Genomic DNA, 23009 nt, shown 5'->3' on the forward strand with positions numbered 1-23009 from the left:
TCAGTCCGTCAGTTCGGCAATTATCGGGACGTGATCGGACGGCTTTTCCATCTCCCGCGCTTTCTTGAATATTTCAACCTTTTCAAGCCGGTCAGCCGCTTGCGGCGACAGGAGCAGGTGGTCAATGCGGATGCCATGACCTTTCTGCCAGGCGCCGCCCTGATAGTCCCAGAATGTGTATTCGTGGGCCCGGCCATCCGCGGCCTCATAAGCCTCGGTCAGGCCAAGCCATTTCAGCTTCTGGAAAGCTGCCCGCGTTGACGGCAGGGCGAGGGCGTCATCACGCCAGACTGCCGGATCCCAGCAGTCTTCATCACGGGGAATGACATTGTAGTCGCCGGCCAGGACAAAAGCGTCTTCCTGCTTGAGGAGCTCGGTGGCGTGGCTCAGCAGGCAATCCATCCATTTGAGCTTGTAGTCATATTTGTCGCCGGGCGCTGGATTGCCATTGGGCAGATATAGCCCGCCTACGCGGATGGGATGCTCGCACATCACCAGCGCTTCGATGTAGCGGGCCTGATCGTCATCTTCGTTGTCCGGCAGGCCTTTCACCACGTCCTCTAGCTGATATTTGGAGAGCAGCGCGACGCCATTATAGGTCTTCTGGCCGTGAACGGCGCAGTTGTAGCCTAATTCCTCGATCTCCAGATACGGGAAGGCGTCCGTTTCGCATTTGATTTCCTGCAGGCAGACCACATCGCAGTCGATGGTTTTGAGGACCTCCAGTACGGTAGGAAGCCGGGCCTTGATCGAATTGACATTCCACGTCGCGATTTTCATGCGATCCGTATAGGCGTGATTCACGGCTGAGGCCATCATTCTACGGGCAGTTCTGCTTAATCCGGTCCAAGAGTCAGCTGCATGGGGTGACGGCGCGATACGAACTCAGTTATCGGAGTCAGTGTGTCAGGGGAAAGTGAACTCATGTTGCGGATTGCCGGCCTCGTCTTGCTGATCATCTCCAGTGTTGTCGCATGCGGACCGACACCGCAGCCGCGCCAACCGGATCTCTCCGAGCTTTACGCGTCCGCGCCGAGAGGGCCGCTACCGGACGGTGTGCGTCCGACACTGTACACGCTCGACCTTGCAATAGATCCTCGACAAAAACGATTTGGCGGCCATGTAACGATTGAGCTGGACCTCGACCGTCCCGCCACGGGTATTTGGCTCCACGGCCAGGACCTTGAAATCCGGAATGTCGTCGTTTCGTCCCCCAACCGGAATAGCGCGGAGGGCGTGTGGCGCGATGTTCTGCAGTCCGGCGTGGCCTGGCTGGGATTCCCGAGGCGTATGGGCCCGGGACCCGTTACAGTGGACATTTCCTATACGGCGCCATTCGACGCCAATCTTGCCGGTCTGTTCAGGGTCGATGAACAGGGCAATGCCTATGCGCTCGCCAAGTCTGAAAGTATCCAGGCCCGCCGCTTCATGCCGGGTTTTGACGAGCCAGCCTTCAAGGCGCCCTTCGACATCAGACTGACCATCAATGAGCGTGACACGGCGATCACCAACACCCTTGAAAAGTCACGGGAAACTCTTGAGAACGAGCAGATACGCGTTGAGTTCAAACGCACGCGGCCATTGCCAACATACCTGCTTTCGCTTGCGGTTGGATCATTCGAGACGGTCGAGGGACCCGACCTTGCACCGAATGAGGTGCGCGATGTGGCGATCCCTCTGACTGGCTATACGCGCGCTGGTAAGGGCAAGGAGATATCCTACGCGCTGATGATGACCGAACCGATGATCGACTTCTTCGAGCGGTCGCTGCAGGTGCCTTATCCATATGAGAAGCTCGACATTATCGCAGCGCCGCAATGGCCGAGCGGTGCGACTGAACTGGCGGCGGCCATTACCTACCGTGAAAGTCGCATCCTGTTCGGCCCTAGTAGCGGACCAGCCGCTCGGCGAGCCTTGCTTGGCATCCATAGCCACGAAATTGCGCACATGTGGTTCGGTGACCTCGTCACGCCGCCATGGTGGGACGATCTTTGGCTGAAGGAAGCATTTGCTAGCTGGGCGGCAGGAATCGTCCTGGCGGAGCTGGAGCCAGAAGGCGGTCATGAACTGGATGCGATCGCGGATTCAGTCAGCGCGATGGGGCTCGACAGCCTGGCGAGCGCAAGGGCTGTACGCGAACCAATCACGCTCAACGAAGACATCCGGAACGCCTATGATTCAATTACTTATGACAAGGGGCTCGCTGTCATTGCGATGGTCGATGCCTACTTCGGCGCTGAAACATTCCGACCGGCGCTGGGCCGATACATTCAGCGCTTTGAAGACTCCGTCGCCGACAGCACGGATTTCTTCGAAGTCATAGGCCAGGAAACAAATGAGCCCGATCTCACCAAGGCGTTCCGGAGCTTTGTCGAGCGGTCTGGCTTGCCCGTCATCAACACTGAACTCTCTTGTCCCGACGATGGTGTGCCTGAGATTCGCCTGACCCAACGGCGCTACAAACCGCTAGGGAGCATGATCGAGCAGGCCCAGCCCTGGACGATACCGTTCTGCATGACGGCGGGGACGAGTGAAGAGACTGTGCGTGCCTGCCAGATGATCAATGGCCGCTCCTCAACGCTGAGATTGGATGAGGCCGGTGCGTGTCCGGCCTGGGTCATGCCAAATGCGGACGGTAAGGGCTACTGGCGTTTCGAATTGGCAGATCCGCAATGGGCGACATTGGCGGTGAACTTCCATTTGTTGAGCGGCGGCGAAGCTCTGGTCGCCGTCGATAGTGCGCTGGCCAGCTTCGAAGCGGGCAGCATATCGCTGTCGTCCCTGACCGCGATCCTGGAAGCGGGGGCGCGGCGCTCGGAAAGGCAGGTCGTGACGGAAGCGATGGATGCTTACCGGTCGCTGATACCGCTCGTCGAGGGACGACCAGAGGCGCTGGCAGGCTTCCGGTCCGAACTGATGCGTGTTTTTCGTCCGAGACTGGCAAGTCTCATGTCCTCGGAGGATGAGAATGACCGCATTCTGCAGCAGCGCATAGAAGCCTTTCTGGCCCGCCAGGGGCGCGATGAAGCGCTTCGCGAGGAATATGCCAATGCCGCCCAGGCCTATGTCGGCATGCGGTCCCGCCGAGGCGCACGTGAACTCACCAGCGATGATTTTGCCACCGCTCTCGCCATTGCGATGCAGGAGGAAGGCGAGCCATTTCTGAAGGCCTTGCTGCGCAGCCTGAAGTCGATCGATGATCCTACTTTCGCAGCAGCGGCCGCATATGCGATCGGACAGAACTCTGATCCCGCACTGGCCGACGATATCGGATCGCTGACCTTGTCTGGAATTCTGGGGACTCGAGAGAATTACACGATCATTGCCGGACAGATGGACCAGCCCGAGACGATGAACGACACATGGTCCTGGCTACAGATTAACTTCCCGGAATTTCTCAAGGTCATTCCAGGCCAGCGGCCTCGTTCCACGCCTCGGCTCGCGAGGAGCCTCTGCACGCGTCAGGGCCGGGACGAACTCGAAAACTTGTTCGAGGTCTATGGTTCTCTCGCGCAGGGGCACGAGCGAGCACTGGCCGAAGCCCTGGAGAGCATCGATCTCTGCATCGCACTACACGATGCGAAAGCGGCCGAGGTCCAGGCTCATTTTGCCCGATTTGCACCGGCCGAGCCGGTGGCCCCGGTAACTGGTCAGGTTGTTGAGGGCTCTCCCGTGACAACACCGGCTTCGAGCAATTGATCGATCTCGGTGCTGGACCGCCCGAGGCTTGCAAGCACGTCGCGCGTATGTTCGCCAAGCCGCGGTGCCGGGCCCTTCGGGCCATCATCGGCGCCGGGAAAACGCACGGGAGATGCAGGTGAGGAAAAGGTCGTTCCATCGCCGGCAGACGAGGGAACATCGACAATACCTCCAGCGGCCTTCACCTGCGGGTCCTGGGCCGCTTCGGCGAGCGTTTGCACAGGGGACCAGGCGAGCGACTGCTCATCCAGTCGCTTGGCCATTTCTTCGCGCGTGTACTTCGCAAATCCGGTGTCCAGAATTTCGACGCATTCCTTCACGTTGCGTCGTCTCCCCTTGGCTGAGTTGAAACGTTCGTCGTCGATCAGATCTTCGCGTCCAATAGCGCGGCAGATGGGCGCCCAGTCCGCTTCTCCCTGGCGCGAAACAAGGCAGATCCAGTGGTCGTCGCTGGTCTTGAAGAAGTTTGTGATGGGAACATTCTGCTCATGACGAGACTTGGTCGAGCTGAGGCGCCCGAAGAAGAGCTGGATTGCGAAATCGGAGCCAACAGCAAACAGGGCGGTTCTCAGCAACGAAGACTCGACCAGGCGTCCCTTGCCGGTCTTGGTGGCTTCAACGAGCGCTGCACAGATGCCCGCCGCAGTTGCGATACTGGTCGTGTGGTCGCCAAAGGCCGTTCGGCAGGGAAATGGATCCTGTCCCTTTGGCACGGTTGCGCTGGCAACACCCGACCGCGCCCAGAAACTCGCAATATCGAAACCAGGCTTGTCGGCGTCGGGGCCTTCAAGGCCATAGCCGGTCAGGGTGCAATAGACGAGTTTCGGATTGTCGGCCTTGAGCTGTTCGTAACCGAGACCGGAGCGTTCCAGCCCGCCCGGACGCACGTTCGTCAGAAAGACGTCCGCATCCTTGGCCAGTTCGCGCAGCAGTGCATTGCCTTCATCTGTGCGCGTATCGATGGCGATGGATTTTTTGCCCCGATTGTCAAAGTCGAAGACCGGATTGTCCTGATAGTCTGTTCCGAGCGTCGCGAAAAACTTCCGAATCGGATCGCCGCCGGGCGGTTCGACCTTGATGACCTCCGCGCCCCAGTCACTGAGAATGCTGCCCGCGCCGGGAGCAGCCATGTAGGTCGCATATTCAATTACCCTGATGCCTTCGAGCATTGCGTGTGTGTCTCCCTGTTTTTTCCGGCAGGTCCAGCCGTTATTGGTAAACCGGAAATTAACCGGCTCGATCCAAATGTCTGCACATAAGGATCAGGTACTAGAGAGGCCCTTTCCCCATGGGTATAGCAACAATGCGTTCTCACCTGTCGCAGGGGGATATCGAAAAGCTTATGCGTGGCGAGACGTCTGAAGAGCGGGCGGGCATCGCGCATCGCCTTTGCCGCCGGATTGCGGCCGACCCGCTTACTGACGAAGAACGGGCGCATGCGGAAGAGATCATCAAGATTCTTGCCGATGACGCAGCAGACCTCGTCCGGCGTACGCTGTCTGTCACGCTTCGAAATTCGCCGCGCCTGCCGCGTGATGTTGCCTTGCAACTGGCACAGGATATCGAAGAAGTGGCCGTGCCGGTCCTGGAATTTTCTCCATCATTCACAGACGAAGACCTGATCGAACTTGTCCTTGCCGTTACCGCTTCAAAGCAGGCCGCCATTGCCTCCCGTCGATATGTCAACGAAGAGCTTACCGATGTGATCGCGGAGCATGGCGCTCCGGAAGCGGTCAGCGTTCTGACGCGCAACAAAGGAGCGGCGTGGACGAATTCGGCGTTTGAACACTCGATTCGCCGGTTCCACGACAATGATGACATCAAGGAAGGCATCATCAGCCGCGAACAGATTCCGATCCACATCGCCGAGAAGCTGGTTTCGCTTGTGTCTGGGCAGGCTTTTGATCTGCTCGTCAACAAGCATGAGCTTCCCGCGCAGATTGCAATCGACCTGGCTGCGGGCGCACGCGAGCGCGCCACGATCGACCTGGTCGAGCAGGCCGACCGCACGCAGGATATGGAGTATTTTGTTCATCAGTTAGATTTGAATGGCCGCCTGACTTATTCGCTTATCATGCGAGCCCTATGCGTAGGTCATATGAAGTTTGTGGAGTATGCCCTGGCCGAACTATCGGGCGTGCCGCACAATCGAGTGTGGCTCATGATCCACGATGCCGGCCCCAGTGGGTTGGCGGCGGTGTTCGACCGGGCAGGGCTGCCGCGAAAACTTCTTCCAGCCTTCAAGGCGGCGGTCACTGTTTATCACGAGACCGAACTTGACGGCGGCGCCAATGACAAGGCCCGGTTCCGTTCGCGCATGATCGAGCGGGTCCTGACCCAGTTCCAGGCGATTCCAAAGGCAGATCTCGACTACCTTCTCGAAAAGCTCGATATCTACTCAGAGCAGGCCGAGGTGCAGGAAGAGACCGAACAAGAAAACGTGCGGTATATCGGGAACGCCTAGGCGTCGGCGGATGGCCGCATGGCAAGTTCGACGCCGATCGAGGCCAGTTCATGCCCGTCGCGATAACGGGCGCCTTCTGCGATGACCGAAATTCCGCAGGCAACGGCAGCCTCGATGCGGTTCATCAGATCCTCGTCGCGGAAAAGCTTGCGCGAATCTACGCGGACCGTGTCCAGCATGAGGCGAAGCCCTGTATCGAGCGGCGTGTTCCAGGAGTGCGTCGCGATCACGCCAATTCGAAAACCCTTCCGGCGAAGATTTTCAATGCTGCGCGTGACATCCTTTCGGGATTGAGACAGCGACGCGTCGGTGACCTCGATGCAGATTTCTTGAGGAAGCAGGCGGCTACGGGCAGCTGCAGCTTCGCAAGCCATCGGCGTGTCGGGATGCATCATGGCTGATACAGGGGCTTCAAGGTGGATCGGACGCACGTCCATATCCGTAACACGTGCGCGCAGGGCCACGTCTTCGATCATGTCAGACAGCCAGTTGGCCGGGCTATCGACATTTGAAACCAGGCCCGACGCCCCGAACGCTGCGAGTTCTTCGTAGCGACGGGTCGACTGGACGGCGGCGCAGGTTACGTCGCCGGTCACGAGGTGAACAACCGGCTCAAATCGAAGAAGGCGTCCTGCGCCTGCTACGGGTCCGGTAGATTGAACGCGCATTCTGGCGTGTTGCATGTCTCACCTGTGTCTGTGATTGTCGGGAAACAAAAACCTAGCGAAACAAAGTTGAAATCAGGCGCACGACCCAGAGCCGATTTTCTTCAAATTTCTTGAAAGTTTGGGAGGACAGACCTTGAACGAACCCGCAGCCGCGCCGAAGCTTTCTTCGACGATCCTGTTGTTACGTGACAATCCCCGCCTTGAAGTCCTGATGGTGAAGCGCCACTACGAGATCGATTTCGCGGCAGGGGCCCTCGTTTTTCCAGGTGGAAAAACAAATGAGGAAGACGCCTCTGAAGCATGGATCGAACTCTCGGATGGCGATTTCCACGGTCCGGAACTTGCCGCGCGTGTCGGAGCCGTTCGAGAAGCCTTTGAAGAGTCCGGCATTCTACTGGCGCGAAAAATAGGTGCACGGGGGCCTGGAAAGCCACTCGTCGACGCGAAGCTTGCAGCGTCGCTTGAGGCTCATCGCGGCCCAGTTGATCGACAGGAGGAAAGCTTTGTCGAGCTCGCGCGCAAAAATGGCTTCGTTCTGGCGCTGGATACGCTTGTTTATTTTGGACACTGGATCACGCCAACCATGATGCCGAAGCGTTTCGATACGCACTTCTATCTGGCGCCAACCCCGCCTGAACAGTTGGCAACCCATGATGGCCGGGAGACAACCGAAGCCGTCTGGCTTGAGCCGCAGGAAGCCCTCGACATGGCCGAAGACGGACGTGCCACGGTCATTTTCCCGACGCGAATGAATCTTGGAAAGCTCGGGGAATGCGCACAGGTAGGCGCTGCGGTCAGTCGTTTTGCGACCGAATCCGTCGTGACTGTGTTGCCGGTGGTAGGCAAGGACGAGATGGGCAATCCATGTCTGCACATCCCAGCGGAGGCCGGGTATATGCAAACCACCGAACCTATCGAGCGCGTGGCAAACGTAGCAAAACGCTAGTGTGGATCGGCCTAGCGCTTGTAAGCTAGCGGCCGCTCGCTCTCGTCAAGATTTAGGTAACGGTCACGCAGCTTTGTTTGGCGGCTTTCCAGGGATTGCTCGACGCCGTTGATAAACACGTGGGTTGGCGCGCTCATCACTTCGAGAGGATCGCCGTCCCATATGACGAGGTCACCAACACTTCCGGGGGTGAGCGAACCGAGATCGTCCAGGCCGAAAATTGAAGCAGGTGCTGACGTGATCGCGCGCAAAGCATCTTCATGTGAGACGCCATTGGCCACCGCATTCCCAGCGCTTTGCAGCACCAGACGCGTCTGATGGCTGTCATCATCGAAATAGGCGAAGGCAACAGTGACACCTGCATCCAGAAGGCGTCCGGCGTTTTTTTGCGTGGATGCCAGGCTTTCAAAGCGTCCAGGCAGATTTGCATACTGATTCAGGATAACCGGAATTCCTGCTTCGCCCAGTTCATTGGCGACAAGCCAGCCTTCGCTCGCGCCGACTAGGGCGACATCAAGTTGCCTGTACTCATCTTTCAGGGCTATCACTTTGCGGATGTCGCTTGCTCGATCGACGGAGATCAGAAGCAGCTGCTGCCCCCGTGCCGCCGCTGAGAATTCCTGTGCATCGAGCCGGCCGAGCACATCGCCTTCATCAGAAGCGATGTAGCGGGCCGGATAGGTCCGGGCGTCCGACAGCGCGGCCCGCAGCGTTGCCCACGCAGACGCACGCGAGCCACCAGACAGGCCAGCACCGCCTTCGCCAAGGTTGATGAAGCTGAATGCCTGCGCTTTCGTGATTGAGTCAGCTTCGCCGGATGTATCGGCGACAAATCCCTGTCCACCAAACATGTTTGCACCAAATCCGGGAACCACGGCAATTCGTGTTACGCCTTCAATCCGTGTGACCGGAATGGTCGTGGCAGATGGGTTGAACGCGTCTGAAAGTTGAAGGGCAGGTCCGAACGTCGCTAATGGAGCAGTTGTATCATTCGTTGAGTCTTCTGCACCCACTTCCACGACGCCCACGCGCGAGAATGCGGAGAAAATACCCGGTGTAACCCAGGCGTCTTCAGCATCTATGCGAGCCATGTCGGCAGGAATGGAGGCGTCCGGCGCTACGGCGGTCACCCGGCCGTCACGGATGACAATTGTCGACCCTGCGACCATATCGTCGCCAGTCCAGAGATTGGCGTTCGTAATGGCGACGGACTGCGCATTCGCGGCAAAGGCGATAGCGGCGGCTGCTGAGCAGGCGGAGAGAAGTCTGCGGATCATTTCGTGTCTCCTTCGCCAGGCTGGCCGAGTTCGAAATCTGTAACCGGATTGAGGTCGGGATTATTGCGATCGAACATCAGCACGCCGTCAATGTAGACCTTCTCGGCTTGGGAATAGACGCTGAAGGGATCGCCGGACCAGACAACAACGTCGGCATCCTTGCCGGCCTCAAGGGATCCGGTGTGGTCGAAGATGCCAAGGGATTTCGCAGGATTGGCCGACAGCCACGTCCAGGCATCGGCCTTGGAGATGTCGAGCCCGGCCCTGTTACCGTCAGCGAGCGCCTTGGCGGCTTCCTGGTTGAGACGCTGGATACCGATGTCACTGTCGGAATGAACGATCGCACATGCGCCCGCATTATGGACAAGGGGTATGTTCTCCCGGATGCCGTCATAGGCTTCCATCTTGAAACCCCACCAATCGGCCCACATTGCGGAACAAATGTCTTCTTCCGCCAGCTTGTCGGCAATCTTGTAGCTCTCGACAGCGTGGTGGAACGACGTCACCTTGTAGCCGAACTCTTTCGACATATCGATGATCTGGGCCATCTCGTCGGCTCGGTAGCAATGCATATGGACGAGGATATCACCGTCCAGCACGCCCTTAAGCGTATCCAGCTCTAGGTTACGGCTGGGAGGGTCGCCGCCCTCATCTTCCCATTTTTCCCATTTGCGCTTGTATTCTTGCGCTTCAATCCAGGACGAACGGTAACCGGCAACGTTGCCCATGCGCGAGTAGGGGGCGCCGCCTGGAAACCGGCCGCCGCCATAACCGTAGACGCGTTTCGGATTTTCGCCGCACGCCATCTTGAGCGTGTAGGGCGCATCCGGAAATTTCATGCCTTGCACCGTACGCGACGGAACGTTCTTTACCGTCACACCCCGTCCGCCAAACAGATTGGCCGATCCGGGCAAAATCTGCATCGAAGTTACACCACCAGCGAGGGCGCGGACGAAGCCAGGATCCTGCGGCCATGCACCATGCTCAGCCCACACTTCTGCGGTAACCGGCCCAGAAATCTCATTGCCGTCACTGTGCGCCGATACACCGGGTGACGGGTAGACGCCCAGATGGGAGTGATTGTCGATGATGCCGGGCGTAACGAACTTGTCGCTGGCATCGATAACCTCAATGCCTTCGCCCGGCTCTAAATCGTCGCCGATCTGAATGATGTCGCCATCACGCAAGAGAACATCGTAGTTCTGGAATACGCCGCCAATGCCATCATAGACCGTCGCATTCTGCAGCAGGACGGGGTTGGAAGGGTAAGGTTCGTAAGTGGACGGAAACGGATCCTTGTCGAACGCTCCCGATGCCGCCTTTGATGGCGCGTCGCCTGTCCCGCCTTCGCTGCACGCCGCTGCGCCAAGCAAAAGAAGTGCGCCGCTCGCCGTTCGCCATGCGTGTTTCATTTCAGCCCCTAATTGCCGCTCCCAAGGGTGTCATACTGCCCTGATTGCGACGGGATTCAATGCTTGCGCATGCAATTTGCGATCATGTGGCTTAATTGCCCTTCGGCGGAATAGACCTCGTCTTGAGGGCGTAGGCAAATTCCTTCAAACGCGAAAAGGCACCGAACTCGGAAACAGCAATCTGGTCCAGGCGGCGCTGCAAGCGTCCTGTCGTTGAAGATGGCGTGTCGGCACCGGCGAGCTTCCAGGCCATCCGGCTGGCGCGGTGCTGAAATGCTTGAAGGCCTGACCCCGTTTCGAAGACCGGCCGAGCCGTGCGGTGATCATTCGAAAAGTACTTCTTGTAGTGGTCGTGCCCATTGGCCAGGTCGTATACGCGCAACCCCATATCTGGCATATGCTCCAATACGCTCATCAGCAGAACATTGCCGGGTGAAAAGTGGGCAAAAGCGGGATTGAAGGCAGCGATCCACGGATGAAACGCATTACCAATCCGGACACCGAAGTGCCCGCTGATCAGCGTTCCGCCGACGCGCAGGGATGTCATGAAGCTGTAAGGACTGCGCGCGACAGCGTCGAGGATTTCACGCGCTTTGGTCGCATTCGTGAGATCGACATAGCCGCTCTGGCGAAATTGGGCGCTCTTGAATTGCAGGAGGGTCTCAAGCGTTTGCTCATCGGGGCGACCCCAGTCAAACGCCGGCACGCCCGCCTCGCGTTCCAGCTGGTTTCTAAGCCGCCGGAAGTTCTTGAAGCGCTTGGCATGAGCCGAGCGTTGGTTCTCGTATAGGTCATCCGGACCCTGGTCTGAAAGTCGGATGATATGACTGTCGGTTTCGATGCCTTCAGCTGCGGCTTTTGCACCGGTATGTAGACATCGCCAAGGGTCCGGAACCGCTGATGAGGAAAACGCGGCAATACCAGCCAGTGCGAGTATATCCTTGATGGTGAGCGGAAACCCTTCGGCGATGACAGGCCCCGAATAGTCGGAAAAAGGCATGCCGAGCGGACGAGCATAGCCATTTGGGCGAAGGTGGACAGGAAGCACCGCTTTCAGGTCGTCTCTGTCATGAATCCGGATGATGCGAACATCATCACGCACGCCAGATATGACGTGTGCAAATTCGGGCGTCAGCAGCGCGCTGTCATAATCCTGGTGCGCGCGGCAGAGATTTCTCCAGGCTTCCACATCGTTTGCACTGAGGGCATCATAGCGCTCGACGGTAGCATGGAGGTGAGAGAAGGCGGTTTTTACCTTCATGATAGGTTCGCCTCGACTGCGAGAGGTCGCGTACATCCCGGGGCTTCGGGATCGACTATGAATGAAGCAGGGGTTGGTGTGCGACCGACTGGCTTGCGCTCCGATTGTTTCAGGAGCCTGGCGAGGGCCGCCTTTCCGATCATGGTCGGAGACACAGTATCAGGTCTTCCGGGATGGGCGCCAAAGTCTCGCCGCAGGCGGCCGTTGGTGTACAAGGCATTTGCGCGCAGCAGGGCCGGTACAGTCATGAATTCACAAGACAATGAGACGTTCAGCATGTCACCGTTCTGCACACGATGCGGTGCTGTCTGTGGCCAGGTGATGGCCATTCCGGGCTTGAGGAGGACTTTCTTAGCTTCCGTTTCAAATTCGCTTCGGAATGCCAGTCCCTCCTCCTGCTGACGCAAGACAATAGCTTCTAGCTTTTCGTTCGGTGCATAGCGGTCTGTCGCGGGGTAGACCCAGACCGTTTTCTCGCCGCGTATCTGGAACAGGGCAACGACCGGGATATCTAGGTGGTAATGCACATTGATACCTGGTGAGGAAATCAGCACGCCCATGTCGCGCTTGAAGATCTTTCGTCCGGTGGCGGCTTGCAACCCGTCGAATATCTGATCGGCAATCGGAGCGTAGTCCTCGACCAGCTGGTTGGTCGCGCGCAAGTTCAGCCAGATGCGGCCTTCACGGACGGCTTTCAGGAGATCCTCGCCAGATAGGTCGGGCGCGACACCGCGTATGGGCGCTTCTTCCCCTTCACCGTGAGCGGCAAACGTCCAGATGCCGAGCTGATCGCGCGGATACGCATCTAGTAGCGCAGCGAGCGATGCGTCGCAAAAGGAGGGCGATCGATCCAGCGTGTGTGAAGCGCTAATCAGCGTCTTGCCGAATGAGGTCTTGATTTCGTTTTGCCAGTCGATCGCCATGATCTGTCCCGTCCTGCAACAGTTTCCCGCTTTCGCCCGGTTGGAATGGCGTAAAGCGGAAGAGTCGCGTGACAGGCGAGCAAATATTGGACCGAACCTTGAGAAGAGGCTTGGCGCTACACGTCTAGGTCATCTGCGAAGTGCGCATTTTCCTGGATGAAACGAAACCGGTGTTCGGCCTTCTTGCCCATCAAGGTATCGATGAGTTCTGCCGGGCGCAGTTCTGTTAACTCGTCCATCGAGTCAGGGAGGGTGATGCGGGCGAGGGTCCTCGTGGCCGGATCCATGGTCGTTTCCTTGAGATGGATCGGGTTCATTTCACCGAGACCCTTGAAGCGGCCAACATCGACTTTCTGGTTGGGCTTGAACTCTTTCTGCATGAGCTCTGCCTTTTGCTCGTCATCCATCGCATAGACCGACTTTCCCTTGTAGCTCAGGCGATAAAGCGGCGGCATGGCAAGGTATAGGCGTCCACTTTCAATGAGCCCAGGTGTCATCTGGTAAAAGAAGGTGATGAGCAGCGACGCGATATGAGCGCCATCGACATCGGCATCCGTCATGATGATGACGCGCTCATAACGAAGATCGTCGATATTGAAGCGGGTCTTGAGGCCAGTACCCAACGCAAGCATCAGGTCAGACAGTTCCTGGTTCTTCTCCAGCTTGTCATCTGACGCCGAAGCGACGTTAAGGATCTTCCCGCGAAGGGGGAGGATAGCCTGTGTCTTGCGATCGCGGGCTTGTTTCGCGGAACCGCCCGCCGAATCGCCTTCGACGATGAACAGCTCGGTACTTTCCGGTCCATTGGCCGAGCAGTCAGCGAGCTTTCCAGGCAGGCGCAGCTTTTTGGTGGCGGATTTGCGCTGAACGTCTTTGGCCTTGCGCCGGCGGGCACGCTCATCCGCGCGCTCCATGGCCCAATTGAGGAGTTTGTCGGATTCCTTGGGGCTGGCAGCCAGCCAGTGATCGAAACGATCGCGTACGGCATTCTCGACCAGCCGGAACGCTGCAGTTGTCGAGAGCTTGTCCTTGGTCTGGCCAACGAATTCCGGATTACGAATGAAAACCGAGAGGAGGATGCCCGCGTAGGACATGATATCGTCCGCGGTAATGCTGGAGGCTTTCTTCTGGCCGGTCAGTTCGCCATAGTTTCGAAGACCCTTGGTGATCGCCGAGCGCAGGCCGGCTTCATGCGTCCCGCCATCCGGCGTCGGAATGGTATTGCAATAGGAACGGGAAAATCCGTCTGCCTCGCCAAAGCCAGATGCGGTCCAGGCGATCGCCCATTCGACCTTGCCGTCTTCTGTTTCGACCAGGCCGGAGAAGGACTCCGCGGTGATCGTATCCTTGCCCTTGAAGACTTCACCCAGCTGGTCGGCGAGTCCATTCGGGTAGGTAAGCACTGCTTCTGCCGGGACTTTGGAGTCTTCAGGCAGGAGTTCAGGGGCGCAGCTCCAGCGGACTTCGACCCCTCGGTAGAGGTAGGCCTTGGAACGTGCCATCTGGAACAGACGCGCCGGGCGGAAGCGCAGCTTTTCACCGAAGATCTCGGTGTCCGGTTTGAAACGGACGGTTGTGCCACGCCGGTTGGGCGCCGCCCCGGCAAGGTTCACCGGACCTAGCACTTTTCCGCGCTCGAACATCTGGACGTAGAGCTTCTTGTCGCGGGCGACTTCCACTTCCACCCGCTCTGACAGGGCGTTGACGACAGAGATCCCCACGCCGTGCAGGCCGCCAGCTGTCGCATAAGCCTTGTTTGAGAACTTTCCGCCCGAGTGCAGTGTGGTCATGATGACTTCGAGTGCCGACTTGTCGGGGAACTTAGGGTGTGGGTCCACGGGTATGCCGCGTCCATTGTCCACGACTGTCAGGTAACCGTCCTCGGCAAGATGAACTTCGATACGGCTGGCGTGTCCGGCCACCGCTTCATCCATCGCATTGTCGAGAATTTCGGCAAATAGGTGATGGTAGGCCCGCTCGTCCGTGCCGCCGATATACATGCCTGGCCGCTTGCGGACCGGTTCAAGGCCTTCAAGGACCTCAATGTCCTTTGCAGAATATCCGGATTGGTCTGGTGTCATATCGTCGAACAGGTGCGCTTGGTTCTGGGCTGCCATCGAGAAGACTCCGTCTAGACCGACTCATGGAAAGGATACGAGCCCCAATGACATGCCGAAGCTGTTAATGGCGCGTTAACCCTATCGGATTCCCACAAGAGTCTCGATTTCAGTCAACAAGTTCGCGGGCCCGGGCAAAAACAGCTTCGAACATTTCAGCGGTGAGTCTGCCCGTATTCGTGTTGTAACGCGAGCAGTGGTAGCTCGATAGCAGCGTGCGCCCATCGGGCAGGGGATATTCGCTGGCGTGACCGAAGGGATATTCCTTCAGCCGCAAACCAAGCGTCCGGACGGTGGAGTCGTGGGCAATCTTGCCGAGGCATAAAAGGACCTTGAGATTTGGCAGGGCGCTCATTCGTGCTTCCAGGTAGGGGCGGCAAGTGTTTATCTCCGCGCCAATCGGTTTGTTTGCGGGCGGGACGCAACGCACCGCATTCGTGATCATAGCCTGTTTCAGCCGAAGCCCATCATCGGGGCGTGCCTGGTAGGTGCCTTCAGAAAAGGCGAACTTGTCCAGCGTCGCATAGAGCAGGTCGCCTGCCCAATCGCCCGTGAATGGTCGTCCGGATTTGTTCGCCCCGGTGACACCTGGCGCAAGTCCGATAACCAGCAACGCTGCCCCGGGGTCGCCAAAAGAAGGCACCGCGCCGTTAAACCATTCTGGATGTTTGCGGGCGTTGTCCTCTCTATATTCAACCAACCGAGGACAAAGTCGGCAGTCAGCAGGTGCCTCAGGGGGCGTGCTCGTGTTCTTATTCATATTCATCATCTATCCGGGATCGTTCTTCAGAATCACTGTCACGGCGAGGGCGGGCAATCAGTTCAGCCATATCATTCAGATCAATGAAGACATCAGCTTCCCGGCGCAGTTCGTCGGCGATCGTCTGGGGCTGCCCCTTGACCGAGGATACCACGGTCACTCGGGCACCACGCCTTTTTGCGGCTTCGACAGCGCGCCGGAAATCACCGTCGCCGGCGAACAGCACAATATGATCGACCAGGCTGGCTGTCTCGGTGACGTCCACAGCCAGTTCCACATTCATGTTCCCCCGGACACGCCTGCGCCCTTCGCGATCTGTGAACTCCCGGGCAGGTTTGGTGACGACGTTAAAGCCGTTATAGGCCAGCCAGTCGACAAGCGGTCGGACGGGGCTGTACTCATCGCTCTCAACAATAGTGGTGTAGTAGCTCGCGCGCAGTAGGCGGCCCCTGTCCCTGAATTCACGCAATAATTTCCGGAAATCGACTTCCAGATTAAGCGCGCGCGCCGAAGAGTACAGACTGGCGCCGTCGATGAACAGCGCCAGTCGCTCGTCCTTGTAAAAGACCATCTATAAAATTCCGCTCTGGAGAAACATTCTGATGCAATGGCATTCAGGGTAGGTTTCAACTGCGTTTCAGACAAGAAGCCGGGTTGTCTTGCATTGGTGCAGCGCATATAAACAACGGTTACAGGAGATTTCCCCCATGGCACGCGTTACTGTTGAAGACTGCATCGAGCAGGTTCCCAACCGTTTTGATCTCATTCTGCTGGCGGCGCAGCGCGCCCGCATGATTCGCGAAGGTTCGCCTCTAACGGTGGACCGCGACAACGACAAGGATCCGGTCGTTTCTTTGCGTGAGATCGCAGATCGTTCGGTTTCCCTGGACGTTGTGCGCGAAGGCCTGATTGCAAACCTGCAGGAAGTTCGTCCTGGCGAAGAAGAAGAGCGAGAAGCAGACCGTGCAGCTCTCGAAGCCGCTCCTGCGGCAAGCGAGGAAGACGTGATGCGCGCCTACCAGGCCGAGCTCGAATCGGGGCGTGACGACAGGTTCTAGACAACTCATGGCCAGCGCGACCGTTACTTCTACTGATCGGTCGCCCGCAAATATGGAGCGGCGCGAGAGCGGTGCTCCGCCTGCTGTCCCAACAGCGGACGACCTCGTAAATGCCGTTGTTTCGTATCACCCGTCAGTGGACAAAGTCCGTCTGGCTGAAGCGTACACTTTCGCCAAGGAAACGCATGGCGAACAGCTGCGCAAATCTGGCGACCCATATTACACTCACCCAGTGCAGGTTGCGATGCTCCTTGCGGAGACGCGGCTCGACGAAAACACGATCATGGCAGGCCTCCTCCATGACACGGTTGAAGACTGCGATGTCTCTCTGGACGAAATAGAACGTCGGTTTGGAACCGATGTGGCCGAACTGGTGGACGGCGTCACAAAGCTTGGAAAGCTCGACTATAAATCTGAGAAGTCCAAGCAGGCGGAGAACTTCCAGAAATTTATCCTCGCAACTGTCCAGGATGTGCGGGTGCTTCTGGTGAAGCTGGCAGACCGGTTGCACAATATGCGCACGCTCCATTTTGTTCCGAAAGAGGAATCGCGCCTTCGGATCGCGCGCGAAACCATGGAGATTTATGCGCCACTCGCGAGACGGGTTGGTCTCTATGCGGTCGCATCGGAACTCGAAGATCTCTCTTTCCACCACGTCAATCCGGCAGCCAGGGCGAGCATCGTCCAGAAGCTGGAAGACCTAACGTCGGAAAACGCTGACGATCTTGAGAGAATCCGCTTTGCCATAAAGCAGATCGTTGCGGAGCAAGGGATCAAGGCACGGGTGAAGGGGCGCCGAAAGCAACCGTATTCTATTTGGCGCAAGCTGGAGAAGAAGTCGATTTCCTTTCGCGACGTCGCCGATATATTTGCCTTCCGGATCATCGTCTCGGATGTGAAGGAATGCTACCAGTTGCTCGGTGCGTTCCACACCGTGTGGGCCTGTTTGCCGGACCGGTTCAGGGATTTCATTTCTGTGCCGAAGCCCAATGGCTACGCTTCATTGCATACGACGGTCCGTGCATCGGGCAATCGCCTGGTCGAGCTGCAGATCCGAACGGAAGCCATGGACGAAACGGCCGAGCGGGGCGTTGCGGCCCACTGGACCTACAAGAACAGTGAATACGGCTTCGACCTCGAATCCTCGAAGGCAGCCGGTCTTGACCCTGGCGCAAACCTCAGGGCCTTCGGTGAGCTTCTCGCGGATGGTGCCGAGCCTGACGAATTTCTTGAGCATGCCAAGCTCGAGATGTATCGCGAACACGTTTTTGCCTTCACGCCTAAGGGCCGTCTTATCATTTTGCCGGGCGGCGCGATGCCGCTCGATTTTGCCTATGCAGTCCACACCGCCGTCGGTGACACGTGCGATGGAGTGAAGATCAATGGTGTGGTCCGAACACTCCGGACGCCCCTGAAGAATGGTGATGTTGTCGAGATCCTGCGTCGACCTGAGGCCCGCCCCGTGGTCGGCTGGGAAGCTCTGACGATTACCGGGCGCGCCCGTTCTGCGATCCGGCGTCTGATACGCGATCGCGAGCAGGCTGAGTTTGTGAAGCTCGGGCGCACGCTCATCGACCGAGATTTGCGCCGTGCGGGTCTCGACCCCTTCGAGGTCGATTTGCCTCGCGTGGCGCGGCGCGCTGACTTCGAGAGTTCCGAAGCGCTTGCCGAAGCCATTGGGCGCGGACGGTATGACACGGCAGAGTTCATCCGAACCGTGTTCCCCGGTTATGAACCGGTCCAGTCCATTCCGACCGATAGAACCGTCCTGGATGACAGCCATGCCAGCCTGATGGTGGCAGGCGAAGACCTGACACCTGGCGTTACCCTTCACTTGGGAGAATGCTGCCACCCCATACCGGGCGACCGGATTATCGGATTGCGGGAACCCGAAAAGGGCCTCGTGATTCACACGATCTATTGCCGACGGGTCGCTGAATATGAAGACCGTCCCGACCTCTGGGTTGACCTGCGCTGGAATGAGCTTGCGCGCCAGGGTGTCGTCGCGGTTGGGCGGATCAATGTCCGGGCCATCAACAAGCGTGGCGTCATGGCAAGTCAATGCTCTGCCATCGCGCAAGCGGGCGGGAATATCACCCGGGTGGAGACGAGCGAACGGAATCCGGACTTTCTTCAGCTGGTCTTCGATATTGAGGTTGAGGACCTTCGCCATCTGGAGCAGATAAAGGCCGCATTGCGGGCGCTCGCCGTTGTGGAGAGTGTCGAGCGGATTGAGGAGTCGGCGACTTGACCAGTGAAGACGTGCTTGAAGTGTTTCGCGAGGCAGGCGCTCTTCTGGAAGGTCATTTCATTCTGTCTTCTGGCAGACGAAGCCCTGTCTTCCTGCAAAAGGCGCTTGTTTTTTCCCGGCCTGAATTGTCAGCACGCCTCTGTGGGGCGCTAGCGGAAAAAGTGCGCGAGACATTCGGCAAGATAGATGTTGTTGCGGGACCGGCTGTGGGTGGGATCATTCCAGGATATGAGCTCGCACGCCAGTTGGGCTGCCGGTCCATTTTTGCTGAGCGTGTGGACGGCCAGCTCACTTTTCGCCGTGGTTTCTCGATCGCCCAAGGCGAACGCGTGCTGATCGCTGAGGATATCGTCACCACCGGCTTGTCATTCCGGGAAACTGTCGAGGCGCTTGCGAAACATCCCGGGGAAGTTGTCGGCGGGTCCTGCGTCATTGATCGGTCGAACGGCAAGGCTGATGTTGGCTGTCAACTTGTCTCGCTCGCGCAGGTCGACTTTCCCGACTATGACCCGGAAGAACTCCCGCCAGAACTGGCTTCCGTGCCCGCCATCAAACCGGGTAGCCGCGGTTTGGCCTGAACTGAACAAATAGAGGCCCGAGCGTCCATGATCATCGGAATGGGCAATGACATGTGCAACATCGAGCGGATCGAACAGTCGATTGCCCGCTTCGGTGATCGTTTTAAACAACGCTGTTTCACGGATGTTGAGATTGCCCTGGCCGAGCGTCGGCGCAGGAGTGCGGAAACCTATGCCAAGCGGTTTGCAGCGAAGGAAGCTTGTGCGAAAGCGCTCGGCACAGGCGTGCCCCGGCGCGGCGTGCATTGGAAACATATGGGCGTGGTGAACCTTCCATCGGGTAAGCCGACCATGGCCCTGACGGGCGGAGCCGCTGTAAGACTTGAGGCTCTTCTGCCCGACGGGCATGAGGCGCTCATTCACCTCACTATCACAGATGACCATCCGTGGGCGTCGGCTGTTGTCATCATAGAGGCGATGCCGATAAGAACCGCGCCATGAAGAAAGGGCGCCCAAAAAGGACCCGGCTGCGCGCGGCCGGAAAATCAGTCCGCCGAAAGCGGCCTGAACTGAACGATGAGCAACGCGCCGACCTCGAAGGGCGTCTCGGCTACACATTCGGCCGTATTGATTGGCTGAACCGGGCGCTGACCCATCCGAGTCTGATAGATAACTACGATGGTGACGCGCAATTCTCCAACCAGCGCCTGGAGTTCCTTGGCGACCGGGTGCTTGGTCTCATTATGGCAGAAGTCCTGATCGCGAAATTCCCAGCGGAGCGTGAAGGCTACCTTACCAAGCTGTTTCACCATCTAGTGAGTGGCGAGACCTGCGCTGAAGTCGGGGAGGCCATGGGCCTAAGATCGTTTCTGTTCCTCGACCCGTCCATGGAGAAGAACAAGCGCGGAAGCTATGACAAGAGCGTTGCGGATGCTGTTGAGGCGATTATCGCAGCGGTGTACCGGGATGGTGGTCTTGAGGCGGCCCGAAAGGTGATCGACAAGCACTGGATCATGGATCTTGTTGAACGCGAGGTCTCGCAACAGAACCCCAAGACCCGTCTCAGCGACTGGTGCGGAGCCAATCGCGCGCCCTATGCGGTGTATGATATTATTGAGCGGTCCGGGCCGGACCATGAGCCGCTGTTTACTGTGCGCGTCCGGGTTGACGGGATTGGAGAGGCGACCGAGACGGGGCGGTCGCGACAGGAAGCGGAAATGGCAGCCGCAGACAGGCTATTGAGAGATATTCAGCGCAATGAGTGATACGGCGACAGACATCACGCGAGCAGGCTTTGCTGCCATTATCGGTGCACCGAACGCAGGCAAGTCCACGCTGACAAACGCCATGGTGGGCACCAAGGTCGCCATCGTTACGCACAAAGTGCAGACGACCCGGTTCCCGGTTCGCGGCATTGCCCACGCCGATGGAGCCCAGATTGTCATCGTCGACACGCCCGGCATCTTCGGTGCCAAGAAGCGTCTCGACCGGGCCATGGTGCGGGCGGCGTGGACGGGGGCGGAGGATGCGGATGCTGTTGTCCATCTCATCGATGCAGCGGCCTGGATTGCTGTGGAAAGCGGTAAGCCGACAGCCGCTCAGAAAAAGTCTGTGCAAGATGATCGGGCCGTTATCGAAACCCTGAAAAAATCCGGCCGGAAGGTCATGCTTGCATTAAACAAGATCGACCTGTTTGCGCATGACCAGATCCTTCCGCTCATGGCGCAATTCGATGAGGCAGGGGTGTATTCGCAGATCTTCATGATCTCTGCGGAAAATGGCGACGGTGTCGACCAGCTGATGTCCGCGCTGGCGGCTTCCATGCCAGAAGGAGGGCCTCTTTATCCGCCGGAGCAGTCAGCTGATATTCCAATGCAGTTGCTTGCTGCAGAGATCACGCGCGAAAAGCTCATGCTGCGGTTGCATGAAGAGCTGCCTTACCATCTCACGGTTCAGCCTGAGGCCTGGGAAAACTTCCAGAACGGTGATGTGAAGATACAGCAGGCCGTGATTGTGGGACGCGAAACCCACAAATCCATGGTGCTCGGAAAGAACGGCCAGACGATAAAGGCGGTCAGCAAGGCGGCGCGCCAGGAACTGAGCGAGTTGCTTGGCCGGCGCGTCCATCTTTTCCTGTTCGTGAAAGTCGATGAGAAGTGGCAGGAACGTCGTGAATCCTATTCCACGCTCGGCCTCGAGTTTGATGCCTGATGCATTGGCGCGATGAGGGCCTAATCCTCGGCGGGCGCAAATTCGGAGAAAGCGGCCTCGTCCTGGATGTACTGACTCGCAGCCGAGGACGGCGATCGGGCCTGGTTTATGGCGGCGCGTCGCGGAAGAAGCGCGGACAATACGAGCCCGGAAATCAGGTGGACCTTTCCTGGACCGGGCGGCTCGAAGAGCAGCTTGGACGCTTTGACGTCGCCGAAGCCACAAAGTTGCGTGCCTCCAGGCTGTTGGACCGACCGGACGCTCTTGCTGCCGTCGCGTCCGTGTGCGCCATCCTGCGCGGGGTACTCAATGAGGGCGACGAAGCGGGGTCGGCGGTATTCGAGGCGACACAATTGCTTCTCGATGCCATGGAGGATGATGTCTGGCGAGCGCTTTATGTCCGTTGGGAGTTGGGATTGCTTTCTGCGCTGGGCTTCGGACTTGATCTGGAAGCCTGTGCCATTAGCGGGGCGAATGACGGACTAACGCATGTCTCGCCAAAGACGGGACGGGCTGTGCGCGGGTCCGAAGCGGAAGAATATGTGGATCGGTTGTTTGTGCTTCCCCGCTTCCTGATCCAGCCGACGGCCGGCGCCACGCGCGAAGATATCTTGCATGGTATTGAGTTAACAGGTTTTTTTATCGAACGGCGATTGTTTCATGCAGTGAACAAGGATTTGCCCGAAGCGCGCCGTCGTCTTGCGGTGCGCATGCAAAAGGACCGTTAGCTGCAGAGGGCGCCGTTCCCCATGTCAAAGTGAAAATGGTCCGCGTGGTCGGCATTATAGTCCGGGCCGAGGACGACCGAAAATACTCTGCAGGCGCCGGTATGAACCGCATCGAGGAACGCACCTTCTGCGCTGTCTTCACGCCACTGTTCGCGAACCTGAATTTCTCGGCCGTCTTCAAGGCGAAAGCCGATTATGTCGATTGCGTTCGCCCGACCATGCTCACTCAGACGGTTTGTGCCGGCGATGTTCCTGCATGAATAGCTTCCATAGGTCAGCACTTCTTCGATACGGCTGCCGAGCAGGGATTCGGCCTGCGGTCGGACGACATCGTGTTCCCAGATGTACAGGGCGGCCATAGTCGAGCAGGTCATGCGAAGCGGGGTGACAGAGTAGGGGAAGTTCGACCGATTGAGCACAAGCGCTCGCTCAAGCGGACATGTCGGGGTACCGGCATTTTCGCCGACGGGAGAGTAGCCTATGCCAGCCTTGTCCAGGAGCGTGTAGCAGAGGCTGTTATCGCTCTTGATCCGGGTCAGCTTATAGTGCGTTGCAACGCCAATCGGATCGTCGAGATCAATCGGTCGAAGCGGATTGTGTTGAGGCGGCAGATAGCGGTTCACGATCAGGATTGCCAGGATAACGGTGGCAACGATCCCCAGCTGCTTGATTGTGCGCCTCAGCGTGTTGTTCATTCCTTAACCAATCCGGCCTTT

21 protein-coding genes are annotated in these 23009 nt (G+C 58.2%); 10 read left to right on the plus strand and 11 right to left on the minus strand.

Annotated features, from left to right (window positions below; all coding sequences use genetic code 11):
- Nucleotides 1–780, minus strand: a complete 780-nt coding sequence (xth, locus tag D1227_RS17305) for an exodeoxyribonuclease III (protein ID WP_119405896.1) — start codon at nt 778–780, stop codon at nt 1–3.
- 144 nt (nt 781–924) lie between these two features.
- Here xth and D1227_RS17310 point away from each other — a divergent pair, with 144 nt between their 5' ends.
- Nucleotides 925–3699, plus strand: coding sequence for a M1 family metallopeptidase (locus D1227_RS17310; RefSeq protein WP_119405582.1), 2775 nt, complete (start codon nt 925–927; stop codon nt 3697–3699).
- Here D1227_RS17310 and D1227_RS17315 read toward each other — a convergent pair.
- Nucleotides 3651–4868: a CaiB/BaiF CoA transferase family protein gene (locus D1227_RS17315; protein ID WP_119405583.1), complete on the minus strand. Its 1218-nt coding sequence runs from the start codon at nt 4866–4868 to the stop codon at nt 3651–3653. The genes D1227_RS17310 and D1227_RS17315 overlap by 49 nt on opposite strands.
- 134 nt (nt 4869–5002) lie before the next feature.
- Between D1227_RS17315 and D1227_RS17320 the strand changes: the two genes are divergently transcribed.
- Nucleotides 5003–6163: a DUF2336 domain-containing protein gene (locus D1227_RS17320; protein ID WP_233352902.1), complete on the plus strand. Its 1161-nt coding sequence runs from the start codon at nt 5003–5005 to the stop codon at nt 6161–6163.
- Here D1227_RS17320 and D1227_RS17325 read toward each other — a convergent pair.
- Nucleotides 6160–6846 (minus strand): EAL domain-containing protein, encoded by a 687-nt coding sequence (locus D1227_RS17325; protein ID WP_119405584.1) that lies wholly within the window; start codon nt 6844–6846, stop codon nt 6160–6162. The genes D1227_RS17320 and D1227_RS17325 overlap by 4 nt on opposite strands.
- A gap of 118 nt (nt 6847–6964) precedes the next feature.
- On the opposite strand from D1227_RS17325, the gene D1227_RS17330 reads away from it, so the two are divergent.
- Nucleotides 6965–7777 (plus strand): NUDIX hydrolase, encoded by an 813-nt coding sequence (locus D1227_RS17330; RefSeq protein WP_119405585.1) that lies wholly within the window; start codon nt 6965–6967, stop codon nt 7775–7777.
- Nucleotides 7778–7788: 11 nt separating this feature from the next.
- On the opposite strand, the gene D1227_RS17335 is transcribed toward D1227_RS17330, so the two are convergent.
- The 7 genes from D1227_RS17335 to D1227_RS17365 all read right to left on the minus strand — a co-directional run bounded on the left by D1227_RS17335 (nt 7789) and on the right by D1227_RS17365 (nt 16098).
- A complete protein-coding gene (locus D1227_RS17335; protein ID WP_119405586.1) occupies nt 7789–9054 on the minus strand; it encodes an amidohydrolase family protein in 1266 nt (421 codons plus the stop codon).
- Entirely contained in the window at nt 9051–10466 is a 1416-nt protein-coding gene (locus tag D1227_RS17340; protein WP_119405587.1) for an amidohydrolase, read from the minus strand. Before D1227_RS17340 ends, D1227_RS17335 begins: the two co-directional genes overlap by 4 nt.
- 91 nt (nt 10467–10557) lie before the next feature.
- Nucleotides 10558–11727 carry a GNAT family N-acetyltransferase gene (locus D1227_RS17345; RefSeq protein WP_158586712.1) on the minus strand — a complete coding sequence of 390 codons (1170 nt, stop codon included), beginning with the start codon at nt 11725–11727 and terminating at the stop codon, nt 10558–10560.
- Complete coding sequence (locus D1227_RS17350) at nt 11724–12650, minus strand: hypothetical protein (RefSeq protein WP_119405589.1); 927 nt, start codon at nt 12648–12650, stop codon at nt 11724–11726. Before D1227_RS17350 ends, D1227_RS17345 begins: the two co-directional genes overlap by 4 nt.
- A 116-nt stretch (nt 12651–12766) precedes the next feature.
- A complete protein-coding gene (parE, locus tag D1227_RS17355; RefSeq protein ID WP_119405590.1) occupies nt 12767–14767 on the minus strand; it encodes a DNA topoisomerase IV subunit B in 2001 nt (666 codons plus the stop codon).
- A 109-nt stretch (nt 14768–14876) separates the two neighbouring features.
- Nucleotides 14877–15536, minus strand: a complete 660-nt coding sequence (locus D1227_RS17360) for a uracil-DNA glycosylase (RefSeq protein ID WP_233352903.1) — start codon at nt 15534–15536, stop codon at nt 14877–14879.
- Nucleotides 15520–16098 (minus strand): LabA-like NYN domain-containing protein, encoded by a 579-nt coding sequence (locus D1227_RS17365; RefSeq protein ID WP_119405591.1) that lies wholly within the window; start codon nt 16096–16098, stop codon nt 15520–15522. The genes D1227_RS17360 and D1227_RS17365 overlap by 17 nt, the downstream gene beginning before the upstream one ends.
- Nucleotides 16099–16234: 136 nt before the next feature.
- Here D1227_RS17365 and rpoZ point away from each other — a divergent pair, with 136 nt between their 5' ends.
- From rpoZ to recO, 7 genes are all read left to right on the plus strand, one after another.
- Complete coding sequence (gene rpoZ / locus D1227_RS17370; protein ID WP_119376795.1) at nt 16235–16585, plus strand: DNA-directed RNA polymerase subunit omega; 351 nt, start codon at nt 16235–16237, stop codon at nt 16583–16585.
- Nucleotides 16586–16721: 136 nt separating this feature from the next.
- The gene (locus tag D1227_RS17375; protein ID WP_233349849.1) at nt 16722–18836 is read left to right on the plus strand and encodes a RelA/SpoT family protein; all 2115 of its coding nucleotides are present in this window, start codon (nt 16722–16724) and stop codon (nt 18834–18836) included.
- A complete protein-coding gene (pyrE, locus tag D1227_RS17380; RefSeq protein WP_119405592.1) occupies nt 18833–19414 on the plus strand; it encodes an orotate phosphoribosyltransferase in 582 nt (193 codons plus the stop codon). The genes D1227_RS17375 and pyrE overlap by 4 nt, the downstream gene beginning before the upstream one ends.
- A 27-nt stretch (nt 19415–19441) precedes the next feature.
- Nucleotides 19442–19855 (plus strand): holo-ACP synthase, encoded by a 414-nt coding sequence (acpS, locus tag D1227_RS17385; protein ID WP_119405593.1) that lies wholly within the window; start codon nt 19442–19444, stop codon nt 19853–19855.
- Nucleotides 19852–20619 (plus strand): ribonuclease III, encoded by a 768-nt coding sequence (rnc, locus tag D1227_RS17390; protein ID WP_119405594.1) that lies wholly within the window; start codon nt 19852–19854, stop codon nt 20617–20619. The genes acpS and rnc overlap by 4 nt, the downstream gene beginning before the upstream one ends.
- Nucleotides 20612–21565 carry a GTPase Era gene (era, locus tag D1227_RS17395; RefSeq protein ID WP_119405595.1) on the plus strand — a complete coding sequence of 318 codons (954 nt, stop codon included), beginning with the start codon at nt 20612–20614 and terminating at the stop codon, nt 21563–21565. The genes rnc and era overlap by 8 nt, the downstream gene beginning before the upstream one ends.
- On the plus strand, nt 21565–22293 hold the full coding sequence (recO, locus tag D1227_RS17400; RefSeq protein ID WP_119405596.1) for a DNA repair protein RecO: 729 nt from the start codon (nt 21565–21567) through the stop codon (nt 22291–22293). Before era ends, recO begins: the two co-directional genes overlap by 1 nt.
- Here recO and D1227_RS17405 read toward each other — a convergent pair.
- Nucleotides 22290–22988, minus strand: a complete 699-nt coding sequence (locus D1227_RS17405; protein WP_119405597.1) for an extensin-like domain-containing protein — start codon at nt 22986–22988, stop codon at nt 22290–22292. The genes recO and D1227_RS17405 overlap by 4 nt on opposite strands.
- Between the last annotated feature and the right edge of the window lie 21 nt (nt 22989–23009).

This window comes from Henriciella mobilis, assembly GCF_003576315.1.
In the GTDB taxonomy this organism is placed as follows: Bacteria; Pseudomonadota; Alphaproteobacteria; order Caulobacterales; family Hyphomonadaceae; genus Henriciella; species Henriciella mobilis.

Bases quoted from the DNA above. Each gene is read 5' to 3' on its own strand.
- D1227_RS17350 (WP_119405589.1), bottom strand. From the start codon at position 12,650: ATGGCGATCGACTGGCAAAACGAAATCAAGACCTCATTCGGCAAGACG.
- parE (WP_119405590.1), bottom strand. From the start codon at position 14,767: ATGGCAGCCCAGAACCAAGCGCACCTGTTCGACGATATGACACCAGAC.
- D1227_RS17315 (WP_119405583.1), bottom strand. From the start codon at position 4,868: ATGCTCGAAGGCATCAGGGTAATTGAATATGCGACCTACATGGCTGCT.
- D1227_RS17335 (WP_119405586.1), bottom strand. From the start codon at position 9,054: ATGATCCGCAGACTTCTCTCCGCCTGCTCAGCAGCCGCCGCTATCGCC.
- acpS (WP_119405593.1), top strand. From the start codon at position 19,442: ATGATCATCGGAATGGGCAATGACATGTGCAACATCGAGCGGATCGAA.
- D1227_RS17405 (WP_119405597.1), bottom strand. From the start codon at position 22,988: ATGAACAACACGCTGAGGCGCACAATCAAGCAGCTGGGGATCGTTGCC.
- xth (WP_119405896.1), bottom strand. From the start codon at position 780: ATGAAAATCGCGACGTGGAATGTCAATTCGATCAAGGCCCGGCTTCCT.
- D1227_RS17325 (WP_119405584.1), bottom strand. From the start codon at position 6,846: ATGCAACACGCCAGAATGCGCGTTCAATCTACCGGACCCGTAGCAGGC.
- recO (WP_119405596.1), top strand. From the start codon at position 21,565: ATGCATTGGCGCGATGAGGGCCTAATCCTCGGCGGGCGCAAATTCGGA.
- D1227_RS17365 (WP_119405591.1), bottom strand. From the start codon at position 16,098: ATGGTCTTTTACAAGGACGAGCGACTGGCGCTGTTCATCGACGGCGCC.
- D1227_RS17310 (WP_119405582.1), top strand. From the start codon at position 925: ATGTTGCGGATTGCCGGCCTCGTCTTGCTGATCATCTCCAGTGTTGTC.
- rnc (WP_119405594.1), top strand. From the start codon at position 19,852: ATGAAGAAAGGGCGCCCAAAAAGGACCCGGCTGCGCGCGGCCGGAAAA.
- D1227_RS17345 (WP_158586712.1), bottom strand. From the start codon at position 11,727: ATGAAGGTAAAAACCGCCTTCTCTCACCTCCATGCTACCGTCGAGCGC.
- D1227_RS17340 (WP_119405587.1), bottom strand. From the start codon at position 10,466: ATGAAACACGCATGGCGAACGGCGAGCGGCGCACTTCTTTTGCTTGGC.
- rpoZ (WP_119376795.1), top strand. From the start codon at position 16,235: ATGGCACGCGTTACTGTTGAAGACTGCATCGAGCAGGTTCCCAACCGT.
- D1227_RS17360 (WP_233352903.1), bottom strand. From the start codon at position 15,536: ATGATGAATATGAATAAGAACACGAGCACGCCCCCTGAGGCACCTGCT.
- era (WP_119405595.1), top strand. From the start codon at position 20,612: ATGAGTGATACGGCGACAGACATCACGCGAGCAGGCTTTGCTGCCATT.
- D1227_RS17320 (WP_233352902.1), top strand. From the start codon at position 5,003: ATGCGTTCTCACCTGTCGCAGGGGGATATCGAAAAGCTTATGCGTGGC.